Source organism: Spirosoma endbachense (assembly GCF_010233585.1).
GTDB lineage: Bacteria > Bacteroidota > Bacteroidia > Cytophagales > Spirosomataceae > Spirosoma > Spirosoma endbachense.
In genome coordinates, this window is the sequence record NZ_CP045997.1 from 9372745 (window position 1) to 9391593 (window position 18849).

Genomic DNA, 18849 nt, shown 5'->3' on the forward strand with positions numbered 1-18849 from the left:
TGTCATCCTATTCATATAGCTGAAACGTTTTCAGCAGTTTGCTGTCGAAGTTTCGCTGACCTGTTGGCGCTTTAGGGCTCTCCAGAATTGAAAATCCGGGATTATAAGACCAAAGAGCAGCGGCCAGATTCAACTCAGTAACGATCTGTCCAACATCGGTTAACCAGGCCAGTTTGTCAGCATAGTCTGCCGTATTTAAAACTCCGTATTCACCCATATACACCTTTACGCCCTGTTTATTAACCCAGGCCATGAGGGGATTGAAAAAATCGGTTTTCAAATAGTCGGCATTCCATTTATCGCTGGGATAATGCTGACCCAGGGGCAAATTCTTGAGCCAGGGCGCTCCCTGGTGCGTGAAGGCAAAAGGCGAGTAGAAATGAGTGGAATACACTACGTTCTTGTCGGCAAGGGGAGTCATGTCGATCACGTCGATATTGCCTTTAACGGGTGATATGATCAATGTGTGTCGGGGTGCCGACTGACGGATTGCCTTCAGCAGTCGTTCATTAAAGGTAAACCAGGTTGGCGGGTGTTTAAAAAACGGTTCATTGATCGGCTCAATAAATACGGTTTCCGGGTCGTATGTGCTGAATTCTTTCGCCAGTACGGTCCAGAAGCGCACGAATTTAGTTTGCAGGACGCTATCTACTTCCAGTCTGGCCGAGTATTCTCGCGCCGGATGAACGGGGTTAAACACGACGGCCAGACCATTGTTGAGCATCCGATTCAGCACGCTTTTTATGCTGTCGATATCCCGCTGATTCAGTTTCTCCGGCTGCAGCTCGTTCATCAGGGGCGAGCGGATGGGAAACCGAACGTGTTTGAACCCTGCCTGTTTAATAAGCTTAAGGTCTGCTTCTGTAAATTGAGTTCCGGCCAAAATCTCATTGGCATTTCGGACCAGCCAGTTGTCGATATTGATCCCTTTCTTCAGTTTCTCATAGCGGGACGGCGAAACACCCGCGCTCATAGATTGAGTATATCCGGGCATGGTTGATAACAAAATGGCGATCAACCCATAGAGATAACGGATCATGGCAAACGATAGAGTGGTATTTAGTTAAACAGCGCGGTGGGTCATTTTCCCGGATTTCGGACTACTAAATAAACTGAAGTAGTGCGCAACCCTGTTCAGGTAGGCAACTATTCTAAATTCTCCCGACAGCATTGCAATCGGAAGAAGGACAACCTAATCTTCTGCAAAGCTTTGGTATAGTTAGTAGCCCGGATTCTGCTCAACTTTGGCATTCAGGTTGGCGTCGATGAATTTCTGCGGGATGGGAAAAAACTCATGGAAAGGTTTTATCGTGGCGGCACTAACCGGATTGTACTTTTTCACCCGCTCCACTAATTTGCCCATCCGGCTCAAGGTTAACCGACGCAACTCCTCCAGCATCAGTTCGCGTGCCCGTTCATCGAGTATGTAATCCAACGTCACATCAGAAGCTAACACAGGTTTGGCTTTGGCCCGACTCCGCACGACGTTGATGTCATCGGCCGCTTTTTGCTTATCACCTTTCAACAAATAGGCTTCTGCCCGGTAGAGGTACGTCTCCGCGAGCCGCATCAGGTAGTGCTCTTTGAATGTTCGCCCGTAGGTTATGCCGGACAGTGCTTCGCCTTCAATCTTTCGGATGAAGGGATAATAATACCACATCGTGTCGAGGTCCTTCGAAGTAGTCCGGTTCACCTTCTGTCGGAAGTATTTAGACGTAGGTTCATTGTAGTAAAACTCCCGCCGGATATTGTTCGTCGAATTACGAATATCCGACGCATCCGACCAGAGCGAATAGCTGTAATAGTTCGTCGGCCGAAACCAGCCTACAGGCCGACCCAAGCTATCGCAGACGGCCATCGCCGTTTTCCCATCGGGGTCTTTAATGGCGAAGTAACGAGGGCCCCAGGCTCTCAGGAAGCCATTTCCGCCACCCGGTTTGTAAATACCGCCCGGCGTCTGAAACTCAAACTGGAGCGTCCAGATGGTCTCTTTGTTGCCCGATGTACTCCGGTTCTGATTGTTATCCTTGAACAAATCGGAAAAGACGTCGCCCGGCTGAGACAGGTATTTGCCGAACCGGGACGTCATCAGCTGATACTGCCCATCGTTAATGACCGCTGAGGCACTGGCAATGGCTTTGTCATAGGCACCCTGACTGATGTAAAGCTCGGCCAGTAAATGATCGGCAGCTGCTTTCACCACGCGCCCCTCAAGAGTCGTACTTTTGGGAAGCCACTGTGAGGCAAATTCTAAATCGGCGGTGGCAAAGGCATACACTTCTTTGCGGGGTTTACGCACGAAATCAAGGATGGGCCGCGTCGCAACTTTATCGACAATGGGTACGTCGCCATAAAGATTCGCCAGTATGTTATAGGTGTATCCCCGGAAAAACCGGGCTTCGGCAATGGCTGCGTTTTTCTCGGCTTCATCTTTCCAGACGGCTGTTGAGCGATTGGCGTAATCGATAATTGTATTCGCTCTAGGGATGACAGTCTGGTAGGCCCACTCCCAATGGTGGTTGACGGCAGCCAGCGTTGGTGTTTGCCAGATCTGGTAATCCTTGAACATATTTTGGGCCGGATCGCCCGTCATGCCGACATCCGTTCCCACCTGGAAATTCCAGATGTTGGTTCCATCGACGGAATTATCATTAAAGAAATAAGCGTCCCGAAGGCCCGCGTGCAGCGAGGTGATGTACGTATCGAAGCCGGTTTTATTGGTTAATACCAGTTCGGGCGACAAAAAATCTTTGGGTACTTCGTTGAGTACCTCATCTTTGCAGGCGCAGGTCAGGCCCAGCAGCACCAGCACCGCAAGTCCCTGCTGAAACGCATGGGTGAGCGACGAAATAGAGGGATAATTCATTGCATTATGTTGGTTAAGACCAGATTAGAAAGACGCTGGTCGGCGCGTTTAGAAACTTAAGTTCAGGCCCGCCGTCACCGAACGGGCGGTTGGGTAAGACAACCGCGTATTGTAGCCACTTTCCGGGTCGATACCCTGCCAGTTTGTGAATGTATAAAGGTTTTTACCACTGATATACACACTCAGGTTGCTGATCTTGAGTCGTTTGGTCAATGCGCTGGGAAACTGGTAGGTCAGGTTCACATCCTGTATCCGAACAAAATCCCGGCTCTGGTAGAAGTCGTGTCCAAGTGGGTTGGTGTACGTCAGCGCAGGCCGCGTATTGGACTTGTTTTCAGCCGTCCACCAATCAGCATCGAGCCCATTGACGGGCCGATTGGGATAGTTTATGAGTCCATTCGTTTCCAGCAGCGGCAACGACTGTGACCAGCCCATCATGGCATTCAGGAAGACCGTCAACGACAGGTTACCATAGCGAAATGTATTGCCAACACCCCAGCGGTATTTAGGCTGTTGCTGGCTGAGTACGCTCCGGTCGGCCGGTGTAATCTTGCCATCTCCATTAATGTCTTTTATTCGATAAAAGCCCGCTTTGTAGCCCGTCGGAATTTCATCACCTACCTGATAGACACCATCCAGCGTATAATCATAATTGACACTTATGGGCTGGCCAATAAACCACCGGTTGCCCAGATCGTCATCCTCTTTACCATCGCCGTTCGTATCGCTCCCGTACAAATGCGTGATTCGGTTCGTATTCGTGGAAAAGAGCACATTACTGCTCCACTCGAATTTCCCCTTTCTAAGATTAACCGAGTTTATGGACAACTCGAATCCTTTGTTGTTAGTAGCGCCCAGATTGGTGGTAACACCCGCAAAGCCCGTAGGACTGGGTAATTGCCGGTATAAAAGCAGATCTTTCGTATCAAGATTATAGTACTCGATGGTACCGCCTAACCGCCCTTTGAACAACTCAAAATCCATCGCTAGGTTCGTTGATTTGGTCGTTTCCCAGGTCAGATCTGCGTTTTGCATGGAGGAGGTGTACACGCCGGTACTGGTTGAGCCTCCATCGCCAAACACGTATGGCGTGGTGCTGGCCCGGCTCAGGGACTGGTACGGCCCAATGGCCTGATTGCCGACCAGACCGTAGGAGAGCCGAACTTTCAGCAGATTGATGAACGAGAGTGATTTGATAAACGGCTCATCCGACGCTACCCAGGCCAGAGCTGCTGACGGAAACGTACCGTATTTGTGATTCGCTCCAAAGACCGACGTACCATCCCGCCGGGCCGTTACTGTGAGTAAATACCGGTTCATAAACCGGTAATTCAGCCGAAGCATGGAGGATATACCTTCCTGACTTTGATTTCGGGAGGAGTCCGTCTGGATCTGGGCCAGATTGAGGTTATTCCAGCTCAGCACATCGGTAAAAAAAGTAGCTCCATTCGCATAAGTCGCTTCGTAGCCCCGGTGGTTGCGGCCATACAGCGCCGTTACATCGAAGCTGTGCTTGTCGTTGATTTGTTTGGTGTACGTCAGTATGTTTTCCAGTACCCAGTCGTAATCTTCCCGGTTATACTTGCTGGCTGTTCCCCGGTTGTTGATGCCATATTTCTGGTAAATAGGCGAGGAGTTGTAGGTGTGCTCCCAGCGGTAGTTGGGCGAAAAATTGGCCCGGTAGCTCAGTTCCGGCAAAAAGGGGGCGTCTACGATGGCGTAGAAATTGGCAAATAAGTTATGCTTGATTTCTTCGTTCTTATTCAGTTTTGCATACAGCATGGGGTTAACCGATAGCTGATCGTCAGAGGGATACGGGTACACATCCGTTTTAGCAGCATCATTATAGAGCTTGCCATACGGGCTTACCCAGAAAGCCGCCTGCACATCACCCTCTTGACCGGACAGATCCCGTCGGGCGTAGAGGGAGCTTACCCCCACTTTTAGCCAGGGGCGAATGGTGTTTTCCAGATTCAGCCGAATCGAAGTTCGATTGGCATTGTCGTTGTAAATCAGTCCTTTTTCGTACACCTGAGCCCCGGAAAACAGGTAGCTGGTGCGTTCGGAGCGGCCCGAAATACTTAGATTATAGGATTGAATGGACCCTTGTTGGGAGATTTCATCGAACGGGTCGACCGTCTGCCCGTTTTTGTAATTTTCCGCTTCCACATTTTGCAGGTAACTGGCCACCTGCGTCGGATCAGACGTTTGGCCATTCTGCTGCCGAAAATCCAGGATTCGCTGCACGTAGCGGTCGGGACTCAATAATTTCAACCGGTGACTCCAGTTCGATACGCCCGCATACGTACTGAACCGAATGGTCGGTTTGTCGGTGGCTCCGCGCCGGGAGTTGACCAAAATAACGCCGTTGGCGGCCCGCGAACCGTAGATAGCAGCCGCACTGGCATCTTTCAGAATCTCCATCGACTCAATGTCGTTGGGGTTGATGTCGGCCAGATTACCATTGAAAAAGATACCGTCGAGAATGATCAGCGGGTCGTTGGAAGCTGTGATAGAACGTTGCCCCCGAACCAGAATACTCCCGCTCTGCCCCGGACGCCCGTTGTCGATGAACTGAACCCCGGCTACTCGTCCCCGCAGCGCCTGCGAAATGTTGGTATTGGGCAAATTCTCGGTTTGTTTCAGATCGACTTTAGCCACCGAACCCGTAACGTTACGTCGGGTCTGGGTACCATAGCCCACCACTACCACCTCATTTAAGGTTTTATCATCGGTTTTGAGGGTAAGGTTCACTGTTGACCGGCTTCCTATCGTTTCTTCGATTGTTATATAGCCGACAAAGGAAAATACAAGAATAGCATTAGGGTCGGGCACACCAATCCGGTAACTGCCCTGCGCATCGGTAGTGGTACCTTTTGCCGTGCCTTTGACAACGATACTGACCCCCGGCAAACCCTGCCCGGACTCGTCGGTAACGGTTCCGGTAATAATTTCCTGGGTAGGCCTGGCCTGTGGCGTATTGCGGGAGTTCGTATTCCCGGCCTGAGCAACGCTGAAAAGCGTTAGCAGACAGCCCGTGTAAGCCAGCAGCCGCCTGGCTTTCCACCATTGGATGGGGAAAAAGTTTAGCATAATTTTAGGTGTTTTTGTTAGGAATAGACAAAGGCTCCCTGACCGACGAGAATCGGTGCTTAGCAGCAGGGGAAAATTCGGAGCCGACAGTGCTGGTACCACGTGTCGGCTCTTTTGGGTAAACGGGTGTCAGGCTTGCTTCATAGGCATTTCGGTTAATAATCCTGGGGGTGGCTAACTTCCAGCACAGGTGGCAACTCCACTTTCTTCATGGTCGGCAGAATCCAGTGGATCAGACACCAGCCAATCAAATACGATGAACTGGCAATGATGAACAACGGCAAGTACCCATAGCGCACCCGAATAAGGCCCGCTACGGCAGCCAGTAAAACACCACCCAGGGCACCCGACATGCCGCCAATGCCCGTTACCGAGGCCACCGCCGAGCGCGGGAACAGATCAGCCGCGAAGGTGTACATGGTAGCGGCCCAACCCGTATGGGCCGCCGTAGCCAGTGAAATCAGCGCGACAGCTACGTAGATGCTATGCGTGGTCGACGCCAGACTGATGGGGACCACACAAAGCGCACAGATAAACAGGGTTGTTTTTCGGGCACGATTCAATGACCAGCCCATATTCAGAAATGTTGACGACAGCCACCCAAAAAACACACTCCCCACATCCGATACGATGTAGATGACCAGAAACGGCAGACCAATGGTTTTCAGATCAAGCTTTTGATCCAGGGCCTCGTTGCTGTTAAAAAAATCGGGTAACCAGGTCAGGTAGAACCACCAGATGGGATCGGCCATAAACTTGCCGACGGCGAAGGCCCATGTTTGCCGAAACGTTAGTAACTGAATCCAAGGAATTTTCTGGGTGTCGATTGATAGCTGGTCTCTATCTGACTGTATGTGAATGCGTTCTCTGTCCTTGAGTGCCGGGTGATTCTCGGGCTTATGATAAAATTTCCACCAGGCTAGCAGTAAAAGTATCCCCAAACTACCCGTTACCAGAAAAGAGGCCCGCCAGCCGAATCGAAGCGTCAGAAAGGGTACGAGCAGGGCCGTAACGATGATGCCCACATTGGCCCCTGCATTGAAAAGACCCGTTGCCAGCGCGCGTTCTTTCTGTGGAAACCATTCGGCCACCGTTTTAATAGCGGCCGGAAAATTAGCGGCCTCGCCAATACCCAGCGAAGCTCTGAACCAGCGCAGACTACCCAATGAACCCGCCAGTGCATGCAGCGATGCCGCCATACTCCATAGTAAAATACCCAGACTAAACCCCCGCCTTGCGCCAATCCGGTCGATTAGCCAGCCCATCAGCAGAAAGCCGAAGGCGTAGGTGAACTTGAAGGCTGAATCAACGTACCCCATTTGAATTTTGAATTCATTGCTGACCGCCTGCGTCAGAGGTGCATCCTGGGCAACGCCCATCATCTCTTTTTTGAAGCCTACGTCGATCATCGTAAACGAAAGCACATTCCGATCAATGTAGTTGATGGTTGTTGCGGCAAAGAGCAGGGTCAGAATTCGCCACCTAACGCTGGGGTGTATACGCATAATCAATTCGTTTGCTGGTAGATGCGCTGCGACTTATCCAGAAAATCGGCCGTATCCGAAATGCCTTTCGTCCCCGCCTGTAAAATAGCGTCGTCATCCACTACCTCGAGGGGGGTGTAACTTGATTCCTGAACAGGCAAATACGCGCGGTTATCAATCCGGTTATAGGCAGAGATAATCGACCAGCGGGGATTCTCGGACGTATTCTGTCCCGAGCTGTGAAGTAAATTGGAGTGAAAAAACAAGGCATCGCCTGGCGCTAATTCGCAGTATACAACCTCCCGTAATTTCGCATAGGCATCTACCTTCGCCTGATCGGCTCCTACCTGTTCGCCTGTATTCAAATGCTCTACCCGGCCCATCTTATGCGACCCCGGCAGCACCTGTAAGCAGCCGTTTTCGATGGTCGACGGCGTCAGGGCAATCATGACACTGAGCATATCAGGAAATAAAAACCCGTTCTTATACCAGTAGCCGTAATCCTGATGCCACTCCCAGGCACCGCCCGTACGGGGTGCTTTCTGCATCACTTTGGAATGGTAATGCGCCACGGGGCCACCAAGCAATTGCTCCACGGCGGTTACCATCCGTCGGCTGCGCGACATCATGCCATACACGTCGTCGCCGGGGGTATACCAGAGGGCCAACCGGGTTTTAAATCCATTGGCGTCCAGTAAATCATAGGATTTTTCGGAAATGACTGAATCGCTGGTGGAGGTTTGAAGAAGCAACTCAGCTTCTTCCTTTGTGAAAAGCTGACGAACGGCCACGTAGCCCTGCTCGTTGTATTCCTGAAGTTGCTCGGCTGATAACATAGTCTATATCGATTTATTGTTTTTTATCGGACTGCACGGGCGACCCCGTGCCGGGCAGAAGCGTACCGTTTTTTATACGCTTGCCAGGTTTTAATTGATTGGTTGAGGTGTACTGTTTTGGGTTGTTTGATATTGTAACATTGCAACCCAACCGGCCCCTGAAAACCCATATCCCAGAAGGTTTTGAGAAACCTGTAGGTATCGTATTTGCCTTCGCCCAGGGGCTGGATCAGCGTATTCCAGATCGTACTCCGGTCGGGTGAGGGCGGTGGGAAATCGGCCCCGTTGACACTGACCGCGAATAGATACGGTTTAGCCTTTGACGCCCAGGCCAGAAAATTATCAACCGGATTCTGGCCTGCTACGTACTGAGTTGCCAGATAATGAGCCAGATTGAACGCAATGCCAACGTTGGGCCGGTTAATTTTCTTCGTCAGGCTAATGCCATGTTCTACCGTTTCCAGCCAGAACCAGACGTGGTGATAGAGCGCTACCTTCAACCCATACCGCTGCGCCATGTCTGCAATCGTCTGCACAATCGGCACGGCAATCGAATCGGTTGAAACCGAGGAAGGCTTGTACTTTTTACTGGTAATAAACAGCCACGGCATGGCCTGCGTCCCCTGAATCAGTTTAAAGGTTTCTTCCAGTCGGGGGTCAAAAGGCGTTTTTGTATCATCCAGATTCACCTCGACATAGATTGTGCAGAGTTTCAGGTTGTTGGCTTTCAGGGCCTGATAGAATTCCGGGAAGTTGGTAAGCCGGTTTTTCTCGACCCCGTCGAATCCCATGCTGGCAGCTAAGGCCACCTGTGCTTCCGGCGTTTTGTAGGCCGATGTATCGCTAAGCCCATTGTTCATGACAAAGAATGGACTTTTGACTTCGTGCGACTGGGCGTAACTAAATTGAGATAGCAGTACAAGGCAGAGAATCAGGACAGTAAGTACTGTATGATATTTTAGGTTTGTCATAGTAAACCTGTTTGATTGTTCGAGCGTGTTTTTGTCATCCCGACGCAGGAGGGATCTTAAAGACTATTGCTAATGAAGATCCCTCCTGCGTCGGGATGACAAAAATACGCTCACCAGCCAAAGGCTTTCTTTACACTCGCCCGGCTTAGTTGCCAAACTTCCTTCAGCGGTTTTTGCGGCTTATAATTTGCGGGGAAAGCCAACTCAATGGCCGCGTTCCCCTGAAAATTCTTTGCTTTCAACGCGGCCGCAATTGCCGGAAAGTCAGTAACTCCCTGTCCCACGTATTCCGTCCAGGTGCCATCAGCGTACTGATCCCGGATGTGGAAATAGCTGATCTGCTGCCCATACGTATTGATAAAATCAACCGGATTGACCCCCGCCCGAATCATCCAGTTCAAGTCGGGCCCTAACCTGATATCGGGAAGTCGGGCCAGCGTACCTTTTAAATCGTGCAATCCATTTTCTACCTCGTAGGTATGATTATGCAGGTTAGGCTCAACCTGGTACTGCTTACAGATCGCGACGATTTTTCTGAGTACACCCGCCTGTGCATCGAGTTCGGCATCCGTTTTCTGGTGTTTGGCCGGTCCGCCGGCGCGGTTGCCGACCGATAAACCCAGATTTTTGCCTTTAAGCTGACTAAGGCGCTGAATAACTGTTGTTACGTCCGTTATGATTTCCTCCTGTTTGGCGGCATTCCACATGTCAGCACTATAAGAAGTGCCGGTAATGGGTAGTTTGTATGTCGCGGAGAGTTTGCCGATTCGTTCCACCGCATCGTCGTGCTTTAGATTAACCGCCATGAGTTCGACCCCATCCACGCCCGTTCCCTGCAAGTCAGCAAATGCCCGTTCTAAATCGGGCGTGGCATCCCAATTGGGCGGATGGTTACTGGCATAAATCCACAGGTGTGCACTTATTTTCGGTTTTATCGCATAAACACTGGTACCGGCAAAGCCATCCGTCAGCAAAAGCCCGGCCAGTACCGCACCAGACTGTTCGAGGAAGCGTCGGCGGGAAGGATATAGTATCATCATCGTTGCTGGTTAGACGTTCCACGGATTACGCGATAAGGGAGAGGTCAGCAGGGCGTTCGCCTGATTGTTTCCCACAAAGAGTTCCTGCGCTGGGTTCCACGTTAACTTTTCTTCTAACTGGCAGGCAATGAGGCCAATCTGCGAGATTGAGATTGTCCGGTGACCAACTTCGATGGGGTCCATCGTGGGTTTGTTGGCCTTAATACAGGCAATAAAATCGCCCTTGTCGGATAAATTGGCTGAAAAATCAAGTTCCCCTTTTTCGGGTTTGAGCGTGAGCAATTCAGGTTTGCTGGCAGTGGCGGTTCCGTTATAGCCTTCGGTCATAATCCACCCGTCCGACCCGGTATACTTGATGCTGGGTTTGCTGGTGGGCGTTTGCTTACAGGTCAGCACCACCCCATTTTCATAGCGGTAGGTTACCTCAAAATTGATCATCGTGTTCCAGAGGCTTTTCGGAAATTCGCCCTTTCCCACCACTTCAACCGGTCCTGTATGTTCGGTGTTGTTTGCCCACTGCGCCATGTCGAAATAGTGAGCGCCCCAGTTGGCAATCATCCCCTGCGCATAGGTGCTGACCCGCATCCAGTTGGGACGTTTAAGCAGATCAAAGGGCGTATGTACGCGCATATCCGTGTACGGAACGTACGGGGCCGGACCCAGCCACATTTCATAATTCAGCTCTTTCGGAACAGGCATATCCGCTTGAATCGGCACAGGCGTAGGGTCTGACGGAAACACAATATCGATACGCTGCAATTTCCCGATACGACCGTTTCGTACGAGCTCAACGGGTTGATTATGAATGCGCATCGAGCGAAACTCGCTGTCGGTTCGGTTTACCACACCAGCCTTTCTTACAGCTTCGACCAACTCGCGGCCCTGATGCACGCTTAAGCTCAAGGGCTTCTCGGAGCTGATGTGCTTTTTGGCTTTGGCCGCCAGAATACCCATCGGTACGTGCCAGTGATCCGGTGTAGAGATCATGACGGCGTCGATATCCTTTCGGTTCAGGATTTCGCGAAAATCCAGGTGTGTCGAGCAGCCTTTGTACTTACCGGTCGGCGAATTTTTTGCGTATCGCCCATCCACTAATTTTCGGGCTTCTTCCATCCGCCAGGAATCGACGTCGCAAACCGCTACGACCTGGGCATCCGGTAAATCCAGCAAGCCCGGTACGTTGGAGACTTTAGCACCCTGAAGATTCTGCCCGTACCCCTGCCGCCCTGTGCCAATCATCCCAACGGTGATTCGGTCCGAAGGGGCCGGCAGTCCGCCGGTAGACCGGTTTTTACCAAGCGTGGCCCGACCCAGCACAGAAGCCGGTACCAGAGTAGGAATGCCAACCGTTGTGACAGCGGCTAACGAACTGTTTTTAAGGAATTTTCTGCGATCCATGAGTCGGAGTAATTGGTCTGATTTTGATGTTTTTAAAGGCAACGCTGTGGCCGTGATCCTGGAGCAGGATATGCCCTTCGGGAATCTGGGCAAACCCAGGATACTCCCTGAATTTACTGTCGGCAACCCCCGCTATAAAAGCTTCCGATGTTCGATCCGTCGCCAGCACCTGTTTGCCGTCTAACCAATGTTCGATCCGGTTTCGATTGACAACAACTTTTGAGGTGTGCCATTCGACAACCCCGGCATTGGGCTTTTCGGCAGGGATTACGTCGTAAATCGATGCGGTTTTCAGGTCCTGGGGGAGATGTTTCCCATTATAGATGTAGTTGGCATCGTCGATAAGCTGATACTCGTAGCCTGCCTGCGAACCCCGATCCGGTTTAGGCTGGCGTTCTTCAATAAAGTACTTGACTCCGCTATTACCACCCGCTCCTAATTTCCAGTCGAAGACAAGTTCAAAATCCCGGTACTTTTTTAGGGTGACGATATCACCGGCATCGCCTGATTCAGCTCCATTGACGAGTTCGCCCCGTAGTTCACCATCGACCACCTTCCAGCCAGTTGCGGGGAACGTTGTCTGGTAGGCTCCTCGCCATCCGGTCGTTGTTTTTCCGTCGAATAATAGTTGCCAGCCGGCTTTACGCTCCGCCTGCGTGAGCTGATTCACTGGCTGAGCGCCGGTCATGTGCGCGAGGAATAACAATGGAGCGAAGAAAAATTTCATACCCAATTCTTTTCTTGCAAAATTTCAACAAGTTCCTGCAACATTCTAATAGGCTTTTTGCAAGAAATATTGCTTATTTTGCATTTAATGCACTATTTTAGCTATTCAAGCAAACTTTGGAACATTACGCTACCTATACCATCCGACTGGCCGCGGCTTTTTAGCCATTAGCCAATCTGCACCTGCCTATGCGTCCCAACCTGCTGACAGTTCCCCAAAATGAAAGCCGCTCCTTTGATTTGCGGCATGAGCGGTTGCCGTATTTTACCAACCCTTGGCATTTCCATCCTGAACTGGAGCTTAATTTTGTCGTATCCAGTGCGGGAACCCGCTTCATCGGGCACAGTGTCGATCGGTTCGATGGGGGAGAGATTGTGCTGTTGGGCAAAAACCTGCCACATTACTGGCGGAACGAAGCGATTTATTATCAAAAAACGGAGGCTCCACCCGTAGCCGAAGCCATCGTGGTCCGGTTCAATGAGGGATTTCTGGGCAACGATTTTTTCGACCGATCCGAAACCCGGCTCATTCAGCATCTATTCGAAAAAGCATCCGGTGGCTTTAAACTAAAGGAGCCCCTCTTTAGCAAAATTGCGGCTCAGTTAGTCGAACTCACCGAAAAACAAGGATTTCCGCAGTTAATGGCCCTACTGAGCATCCTCTATGAAATGGGAGTTCATACTGACAGTTGCGAACCTATTTCGCCGGGGTATGTAGCCAGTCATTCATTGGTCAAACAAAACCTACGGCTTAGCAACGTGATCAGCTACCTGATGGAGCACTTTACTTCTCCGGTATCGTTGGAGGAGGTTGCTCAATTAGCCAACATGAACGAAGCCGCCTTTTGTCGCTATTTCAAGGGACAAACCGGCAAAACGCTGACCCAATACCTGTCCGATCTGCGCATTCGCTACGCCTGTGAGCTACTGAGTAAAGGCGAGGATTCGGTGACTCAGGTTTGCTATCAGGCAGGTTTTGAGAACGTATCCCACTTTATTCAGGCGTTCAAAAAACAGCGCCATCAAACACCATTTGAATTTAGAAAGCAGGCAAATCGCTAGATCGGTACAAGACTCTAAAATTTTCGTATGTGGCTCATTGATTAAAACAGCTATTTAAATCTGTGCACGCGGCCTAGTATGAATTGGAGGTTTTCGTGGACGATTTTGTTGACGGTTGTTTCTGACGTAACCCATTCATTGATAGCGGAATAACGAGTTCATTAAATAGGTTGTACTGCCATTTATTAACCGAAAACCGTCGGTTGAGTAGGAGGTGGTCTGTACGGGTATAAACAAATAAGTCGTGTATAGTAAATGCGACGCAACCCGTATCAGAAGCCTGAATAAGGTTTATCGAACTATTTTTTGCCTGAAGGAAACGGAGCAGTACGGCCCTTTTAAAATCATTACGTTTCGACAGTACAATATTTAATAAATATCAACTGACTGCTATCAATAGTATCCAGAAACGCGAACCAAATTCAAAAAAACGCTTGCTAATCTTGAGCTGGGGGACTGATCACACGCAAGTGCATTGGCACAATGATACTACGTTGAACTACCCAAACGTGCTCCAAAAGAAGCGTTATTCAGATAGGCGACGGGAAATTTTTTCAGCTGTAAATCGTAGCTCGAACTCTATTTGCTGCTGCCGATCCTGACTAAACCGGATTTCAGGAAGAAATACACTTAGGCTGGCTACTACCTGCTGTTGACGACGCATGGGCACGGCTAAGCCGATGATATGGCTTTTGGAGCGGGTATTACACAACGCATCCGCGCGAATTTTGTCCATCTGCGCTATGATCCCATCGGCAGTGTTAGCCCCAGCCCAAATGTCGGGAGTTAGGTAACCAATGCTTTGAATCAGACTCGACCGCTCTTTTTCTGTCATATAGGCCATTAGTAACCTCCCCGAGGCCGTTTCATAGATATTTCGTTCCGTTCGACTCCGCACCTGCAGGTCCTGATCACTATTGACTAAATGCACCACAAACCGCTTTTGATTGCGGATGATACCTAAGATGGATGTTTCATTAAGGCGGTAGTCAAATCCTCCATCAATTCTTTGGAGACCAGCAGTAAATCCTGGTAGTAGGTAGGGTTATTTGTTAGGCTGTACGCCATAGGTCCCAGCCGATCCCCTTTTTTCCGGCCCAGATGTTCTAAGTAATTCTTTTCAACCAGCGTCTGCAGAATGTTCACGCAGGTAGCCTGGTGCATATTCATTCCTTCGGCTACTTCGGTTAGCGAGTAAGCACGAGCTGAATCGCGTGCTATAAACTCCAGAATATCTAAGGCCTTGACAACAACTAAAACCATATTCTTTATACAAGACGAATGGTACAGGATATATACTTATAAGCTGTACGTCAAAAAGTGACGCTGACTGATACACCCTATATCATAGCTTATATTGATAAAATCTACCGACCCATCCAGCCCCCATCGACCGTCAAGATAGTACCTTGAACATAATCCGATGCTGACGATGCCAGGAACACGGTTGGCCCTTTGAAATCGTCGGGCTGGCCCCATCGTCCGGCTGGAATTCGAGCCAGAATGCTTTTGCTCCGGTCGGCATCTTCCCGAAGGGCTTCGGTATTGTCAGTGGCGATATAACCGGGCGCAATGGCATTAACATTCACACCCTTACCCGCCCATTCGTTGGCAAAGGCTTTCACTAAACTGCCAATGGCTCCTTTGCTGGCCGCATACCCCGGCACCGTAATGCCACCTTGAAACGTCAGCAACGAAGCCGTGAAAATGATTTTGCCTGTCCCCCGCGCCACCATGCTTTTGCCCAGTTCACGGGTCAGAATAAAAGGCGCATTCAGGTTGGTGTCGATTACTGTATCCCAGGGCCGTTGAAGGCTTCACCGAGGCTTTATCGTTTGAGTTGCGGCCGTTCAACATCCGCGTGAAAAACATTGAACCCGGTGCTATTAAAACCGATTTCTATGACCGCTCTCAGGATTTGCTCCAAAAAGATGGGTGTATGTGCCGTTACGCTCGCCAACTCCCAAAAAGCGGGTGCCGATGCGCCAGGTCTGGAGGTGGTAGCCCAAACGATTTTCGTAGCCGCCAACGACCGCTCGTTCCGACTCCGCTACCCGGTAGGTGGTCAGTCGCCCTTGTTGCTGGCTATCTGGCGGATAATACCCCTAAGCTGGTTCCACGGGATCGTCAGGAGTGTCGTCGAAAAAGGTTTCAAACCAACGGTGGCAGCCTGAGTCAGGGATTAACCAGATACGCCCCATCGCGAGGATGGGGCGTATCCATAATAAGGTCGACTTCGGTCAGGCAATATATCGCTCCCGGATTATTTTGCCGTCCTGCCAGTCCTGAATGGCTACCTCCGTCACGTTAACCCGCCCATTGTCAGCGTGGTCGAAATCCAGCTCCCAAACCACAAAACTCCGGTTCCCAACCACAAGGGTACCCCTATGAGCAAACGTCCGAACCGCGGTGATTTTGCTTAGCAGTTCCTCGCCAACGCGGTAATTTTCGGCCAGGCCCGATACGGTTACACCGTCGAGGTCGGTTTTTTCCAGATTGGGATGGTAATAGGTATCGAAGGCGTCCGTCGGTTTACCTTGATTTACTAAGTCGACAAGCCCATTAAGGGCCTGTTCAATGGTTGCAGTTGCCATGAACTTTAGTTTGTTTTGACTTGAAAAAATTGGTTGAAATTAGACTAACCGTGCTCCGCCATCCACGTGAATCACCTCACCCGTGACGGATTTGTTCTGCATTAGAGAGAGTACTGCCTGGGCCACTTCGTCGGGCCGGGCAATGCGTTTAACAGGGAGGGTATGCGCTACAGTAGCCAGCACCTGTTCCCGATTATCACCCAGCACGTTAGTCCACATCGGGGTGTCGGTATAGCCGGGCGAAATGGCATTGAAGCGGATGGGTGCCAAATCCAGCGCTAGTACGCGGGCCATCTGCTCGGCTACGGCCGTGGCGATGCCCGACACCCAGGCTCCCGACACAGGGCGGTCGGTCGAAAGGCCACCAGTGAAAGTAAAGGAACCGCCAGAGCGTAATTTGGGGGTAGCCGCCCGAACAACGTGGATGTTACCAAGTAGCCGCAATTGGATGGGTGTAGCGTGGTCGGCTACGCTGCCCTCGAAAAGGCTACCTAACTTGGTACCACCCGCCGATACTAATACATGATCGATGGCAGTGAGTTGGTTAAAGAACCGATTAACGGCATGTTCGTCGGTAATGTCGAGCGGGTAAGCGGCTACGTTACCGATAAGTTGGGCCGCCTGTTGAGCAGTGGCCGTAGAGGTGCCAGTGATAGTGACGGTAGCCCCCTGTTGGTAGGCGAGTTGAGCCGTTGCGAAACCGATGCCTGAACTTCCTCCGATGATGACGATGTTCTTGTTTCTGAATGCCATTGGTTTATTGTTGAATTGACGGTGCAAAATTCAATTCCTGGCAAAAGGCATTCAAGTAGTCACGGATTAGTGAGTCTGTAACAAAAAAGTGAGATGCGAAAAACTACGTCTACCAATACCCAAAACGCGAAGCAATTAACAGCAAACTGCCCCATTCTGAGTACTTTTCACCTGCTGGGAGGTCGGTGGAAAATTGCCCTGATCTGGAACATTGCCCAGGACATAAACCGCTTTGGATTGTTGCGGAACCAACTGCCGGGGCTTTCTCAGAAAATGCTGGGTCAGCAACTGAAGGAATTGGAGCAGGATGGCTTCATCGGGAAAACGAACTTCGCCGAAGTGCCCCCCCGCACCGAGTATTATCTGACGGAACTGGGTCAGTCGCTCCTTCCTCTGCTGGCTCAGGTGTATGATTGGGGCCTGGCTCATAACCTGCCCCAACGCGTACGGGAGCGTTACGAGGCTGAAGCTGCTAGTCAGCCTTCGGGCTAAACAAAGCCTTGTGCTGCTCCACCCTCCGGCTGATTTGGTCGGGGTAGCTGGGTATACAGATACGCGGTAACTTGCTACGGGTTGGTTAAGAAAAGTTGGCTGGTCTAATCGGCAAAACAGGTTAGACCAGCCAACAAGCCCAGTTTGTTTCAGTCGCCGTCAACCAGTAGCTACTGGCTGGCCTGGTCTACCAATTACTTCTCCGATTCTGCTTTGAGCAGTTCCAGCCAATGCTGCATATCTTTTGCCAGATTCTTGTTGAACGATGATTTAAACAGCCCGGCCAGAAGTCCTTCCATTGATTCATCGACTGCTACCTGCGTACCGCCCGGCACTTCGGTCAGTGTCCAGTTATGAACCGCGTACATACCAAATGTTTTACCCGTCCAACCGAGGCTTTTGTTGGGGTCAACGGTATGCAGTGTCGAGTGAATACCCGCCCCGCCTGTTTTCCAGTCGAACGTAGTACCGGGTTGCAGGGGGCCGTTGAGTGATGGTTTCGTAATGTCGGTTTGCCAGCTCGCCCAGTTGTTGATGTTGGCCAGTAGGTTCCAGACTTTATCGGGGCTGGCTTTAATGATAATACGTTTACTGCACGTTACGGGTGCTTTGGGGTTTGTTAGTACGTTCATGGTTTTGCTGGCTGATGGGTTATCCGATTTGTTGGAGGCTACTGCCAGGGCAGCCTTGTTTGAGGTAATAGCGGCAAAGCCCGATACGCTCATCAGGGCAGCCAGCATGGTTGATTTAGCGATTGTGTTCATCTTGCGTTATGGTTAACTTGATGATACAAAATTGCACCCGCCCGCTTGCCTGGAACGTTAACAAAAGATAAGGAATTACCTGGGCCTTATTTTTTCTGAATTCGGTTTCGTATTCGGCTCATGCTTACGGGTGTAATACCCAGATAATTGGCGATGTAATGCTGGGGAACCCGTTCCAGAATTTTCTTTTTGCTGCCTTCCAGCAAATCAAGATAGCGTTCTTCGGGGCTGAGCAGGAGCAGACTCGCCATTCGCTCTTCTAGGCCAATGGTCAGGTATTCGGCCATGAGTCGACCGAACTTCTGCCAGGCCATGCGTTGGTCGAACAGGTTTTTGAGTAAGGCGTACGGAAAACCAATATACGTACTGTCACTCAGGGCCTCGATGGTAATCAGCGACGGTTTGCCGGTCAGGCAACTGATATAGGCCGAGAGAAAGTGATTTTCAAAGAAAAAGTAGGTCGTCCGTTCTTCGCCATCTTTCGTGTAGAACTGGCGGAACATACCTTCGATCACAAAGCCAACCTCGACCGAAACGCACCCTTCTTCAGCAAATAAGGCGTGTTTTTTAAGGGTTGAAATCGTTAGGTGCGGAGCCAGCAACCCCCAGTCATCCTCGGTTAAGGGTACAAACTGCTCAATCTGGTGTCGCAAACGCTGGTCGGGGGGAAGTTGCTGATTGTCCATAGGACAAACTACAAAAAAGCCCGATCACTTTCCTGGTGATCGGGCTTAGAAGGTGAAAATTGGACCGCTGCCGATAAATTGACG

18 protein-coding genes and 1 pseudogene are annotated in these 18849 nt (G+C 50.6%); 3 read left to right on the top strand and 16 right to left on the bottom strand.

The features are described 5' to 3' along the window. Positions 1-7: 7 nt before the first annotated feature. The 9 genes from GJR95_RS37675 to GJR95_RS37715 form a co-directional block, all read right to left on the bottom strand. Positions 8-1039, bottom strand: a complete 1032-nt coding sequence (locus GJR95_RS37675) for a glycoside hydrolase family 5 protein (protein ID WP_162390775.1) — start codon at positions 1037-1039, stop codon at positions 8-10. A 180-nt stretch (positions 1040-1219) separates the two neighbouring features. Further along, entirely contained in the window at positions 1220-2866 is a 1647-nt protein-coding gene (locus tag GJR95_RS37680; RefSeq protein ID WP_162390776.1) for a RagB/SusD family nutrient uptake outer membrane protein, read from the bottom strand. Between the two features lie 48 nt (positions 2867-2914). Beyond that, positions 2915-5959, bottom strand: a complete 3045-nt coding sequence (locus tag GJR95_RS37685) for a SusC/RagA family TonB-linked outer membrane protein (protein WP_232540987.1) — start codon at positions 5957-5959, stop codon at positions 2915-2917. Positions 5960-6114: 155 nt separating this feature from the next. Then, positions 6115-7464, bottom strand: a complete 1350-nt coding sequence (locus GJR95_RS37690) for an MFS transporter (protein WP_162390777.1) — start codon at positions 7462-7464, stop codon at positions 6115-6117. Between the two features lie 2 nt (positions 7465-7466). After that, a complete protein-coding gene (locus GJR95_RS37695; protein WP_162390778.1) occupies positions 7467-8279 on the bottom strand; it encodes a phytanoyl-CoA dioxygenase family protein in 813 nt (270 codons plus the stop codon). A 23-nt stretch (positions 8280-8302) separates the two neighbouring features. Beyond that, entirely contained in the window at positions 8303-9250 is a 948-nt protein-coding gene (locus GJR95_RS37700; RefSeq protein WP_162390779.1) for a sugar phosphate isomerase/epimerase family protein, read from the bottom strand. Positions 9251-9360: 110 nt separating this feature from the next. Further along, a complete protein-coding gene (locus GJR95_RS37705) occupies positions 9361-10290 on the bottom strand; it encodes a sugar phosphate isomerase/epimerase family protein (protein WP_232540988.1) in 930 nt (309 codons plus the stop codon). A 9-nt stretch (positions 10291-10299) separates the two neighbouring features. After that, complete coding sequence (locus GJR95_RS37710) at positions 10300-11688, bottom strand: Gfo/Idh/MocA family protein (protein WP_162390780.1); 1389 nt, start codon at positions 11686-11688, stop codon at positions 10300-10302. Further along, positions 11666-12415 (bottom strand): 3-keto-disaccharide hydrolase, encoded by a 750-nt coding sequence (locus GJR95_RS37715; RefSeq protein ID WP_162390781.1) that lies wholly within the window; start codon positions 12413-12415, stop codon positions 11666-11668. The genes GJR95_RS37710 and GJR95_RS37715 overlap by 23 nt, the downstream gene beginning before the upstream one ends. A 188-nt stretch (positions 12416-12603) precedes the next feature. Between GJR95_RS37715 and GJR95_RS37720 the strand changes: the two genes are divergently transcribed. Next, entirely contained in the window at positions 12604-13476 is an 873-nt protein-coding gene (locus tag GJR95_RS37720) for an AraC family transcriptional regulator (RefSeq protein ID WP_162390782.1), read from the top strand. Positions 13477-14002: 526 nt separating this feature from the next. On the opposite strand, the gene GJR95_RS42415 is transcribed toward GJR95_RS37720, so the two are convergent. The 3 genes and pseudogenes from GJR95_RS42415 to GJR95_RS37730 all read right to left on the bottom strand — a co-directional run. Then, complete coding sequence (locus GJR95_RS42415) at positions 14003-14407, bottom strand: IclR family transcriptional regulator domain-containing protein (protein ID WP_232540989.1); 405 nt, start codon at positions 14405-14407, stop codon at positions 14003-14005. 29 nt (positions 14408-14436) lie between these two features. Beyond that, the gene (locus GJR95_RS42420) at positions 14437-14739 is read right to left on the bottom strand and encodes a helix-turn-helix domain-containing protein (protein WP_232540990.1); all 303 of its coding nucleotides are present in this window, start codon (positions 14737-14739) and stop codon (positions 14437-14439) included. A 104-nt stretch (positions 14740-14843) separates the two neighbouring features. After that, positions 14844-15278, bottom strand: a pseudogene (locus GJR95_RS37730) (SDR family oxidoreductase); the annotation flags it as partial. Positions 15279-15377: 99 nt separating this feature from the next. On the opposite strand from GJR95_RS37730, the gene GJR95_RS37735 reads away from it, so the two are divergent. Next, a complete protein-coding gene (locus GJR95_RS37735; protein WP_232540991.1) occupies positions 15378-15650 on the top strand; it encodes a hypothetical protein in 273 nt (90 codons plus the stop codon). A gap of 66 nt (positions 15651-15716) precedes the next feature. Here the strand turns inward: GJR95_RS37735 and GJR95_RS37740 are convergent, their stop codons facing one another. Together GJR95_RS37740 and GJR95_RS37745 are read right to left on the bottom strand one after the other, a co-directional pair. Then, positions 15717-16070 carry a nuclear transport factor 2 family protein gene (locus tag GJR95_RS37740; protein ID WP_162390783.1) on the bottom strand — a complete coding sequence of 118 codons (354 nt, stop codon included), beginning with the start codon at positions 16068-16070 and terminating at the stop codon, positions 15717-15719. 39 nt (positions 16071-16109) lie between these two features. Beyond that, a complete protein-coding gene (locus GJR95_RS37745) occupies positions 16110-16823 on the bottom strand; it encodes an SDR family oxidoreductase (RefSeq protein WP_162390784.1) in 714 nt (237 codons plus the stop codon). Positions 16824-16916: 93 nt separating this feature from the next. On the opposite strand from GJR95_RS37745, the gene GJR95_RS37750 reads away from it, so the two are divergent. Next, entirely contained in the window at positions 16917-17315 is a 399-nt protein-coding gene (locus GJR95_RS37750) for a winged helix-turn-helix transcriptional regulator (RefSeq protein WP_162390785.1), read from the top strand. A 194-nt stretch (positions 17316-17509) separates the two neighbouring features. Here the strand turns inward: GJR95_RS37750 and GJR95_RS37755 are convergent, their stop codons facing one another. Both GJR95_RS37755 and GJR95_RS37760 read right to left on the bottom strand, forming a co-directional pair. Next, the gene (locus tag GJR95_RS37755) at positions 17510-18079 is read right to left on the bottom strand and encodes an SRPBCC family protein (protein ID WP_162390786.1); all 570 of its coding nucleotides are present in this window, start codon (positions 18077-18079) and stop codon (positions 17510-17512) included. Positions 18080-18165: 86 nt separating this feature from the next. After that, positions 18166-18765 (bottom strand): Crp/Fnr family transcriptional regulator, encoded by a 600-nt coding sequence (locus GJR95_RS37760; RefSeq protein ID WP_162390787.1) that lies wholly within the window; start codon positions 18763-18765, stop codon positions 18166-18168. Positions 18766-18849: the final 84 nt, after the last annotated feature.

Bases quoted from the DNA above. Each gene is read 5' to 3' on its own strand.
- GJR95_RS42420 (WP_232540990.1), bottom strand. From the start codon at position 14,739: ATGGTTTTAGTTGTTGTCAAGGCCTTAGATATTCTGGAGTTTATAGCA.
- GJR95_RS37675 (WP_162390775.1), bottom strand. From the start codon at position 1,039: ATGATCCGTTATCTCTATGGGTTGATCGCCATTTTGTTATCAACCATG.
- GJR95_RS37705 (WP_232540988.1), bottom strand. From the start codon at position 10,290: ATGATGATACTATATCCTTCCCGCCGACGCTTCCTCGAACAGTCTGGT.
- GJR95_RS37715 (WP_162390781.1), bottom strand. From the start codon at position 12,415: ATGAAATTTTTCTTCGCTCCATTGTTATTCCTCGCGCACATGACCGGC.
- GJR95_RS37700 (WP_162390779.1), bottom strand. From the start codon at position 9,250: ATGACAAACCTAAAATATCATACAGTACTTACTGTCCTGATTCTCTGC.
- GJR95_RS37745 (WP_162390784.1), bottom strand. From the start codon at position 16,823: ATGGCATTCAGAAACAAGAACATCGTCATCATCGGAGGAAGTTCAGGC.
- GJR95_RS37750 (WP_162390785.1), top strand. From the start codon at position 16,917: ATGCGAAAAACTACGTCTACCAATACCCAAAACGCGAAGCAATTAACA.
- GJR95_RS37755 (WP_162390786.1), bottom strand. From the start codon at position 18,079: ATGAACACAATCGCTAAATCAACCATGCTGGCTGCCCTGATGAGCGTA.
- GJR95_RS37760 (WP_162390787.1), bottom strand. From the start codon at position 18,765: ATGGACAATCAGCAACTTCCCCCCGACCAGCGTTTGCGACACCAGATT.
- GJR95_RS37735 (WP_232540991.1), top strand. From the start codon at position 15,378: ATGACCGCTCTCAGGATTTGCTCCAAAAAGATGGGTGTATGTGCCGTT.
- GJR95_RS37740 (WP_162390783.1), bottom strand. From the start codon at position 16,070: ATGGCAACTGCAACCATTGAACAGGCCCTTAATGGGCTTGTCGACTTA.
- GJR95_RS37685 (WP_232540987.1), bottom strand. From the start codon at position 5,959: ATGCTAAACTTTTTCCCCATCCAATGGTGGAAAGCCAGGCGGCTGCTG.
- GJR95_RS37690 (WP_162390777.1), bottom strand. From the start codon at position 7,464: ATGCGTATACACCCCAGCGTTAGGTGGCGAATTCTGACCCTGCTCTTT.
- GJR95_RS37695 (WP_162390778.1), bottom strand. From the start codon at position 8,279: ATGTTATCAGCCGAGCAACTTCAGGAATACAACGAGCAGGGCTACGTG.
- GJR95_RS37710 (WP_162390780.1), bottom strand. From the start codon at position 11,688: ATGGATCGCAGAAAATTCCTTAAAAACAGTTCGTTAGCCGCTGTCACA.
- GJR95_RS37720 (WP_162390782.1), top strand. From the start codon at position 12,604: ATGCGTCCCAACCTGCTGACAGTTCCCCAAAATGAAAGCCGCTCCTTT.
- GJR95_RS37680 (WP_162390776.1), bottom strand. From the start codon at position 2,866: ATGAATTATCCCTCTATTTCGTCGCTCACCCATGCGTTTCAGCAGGGA.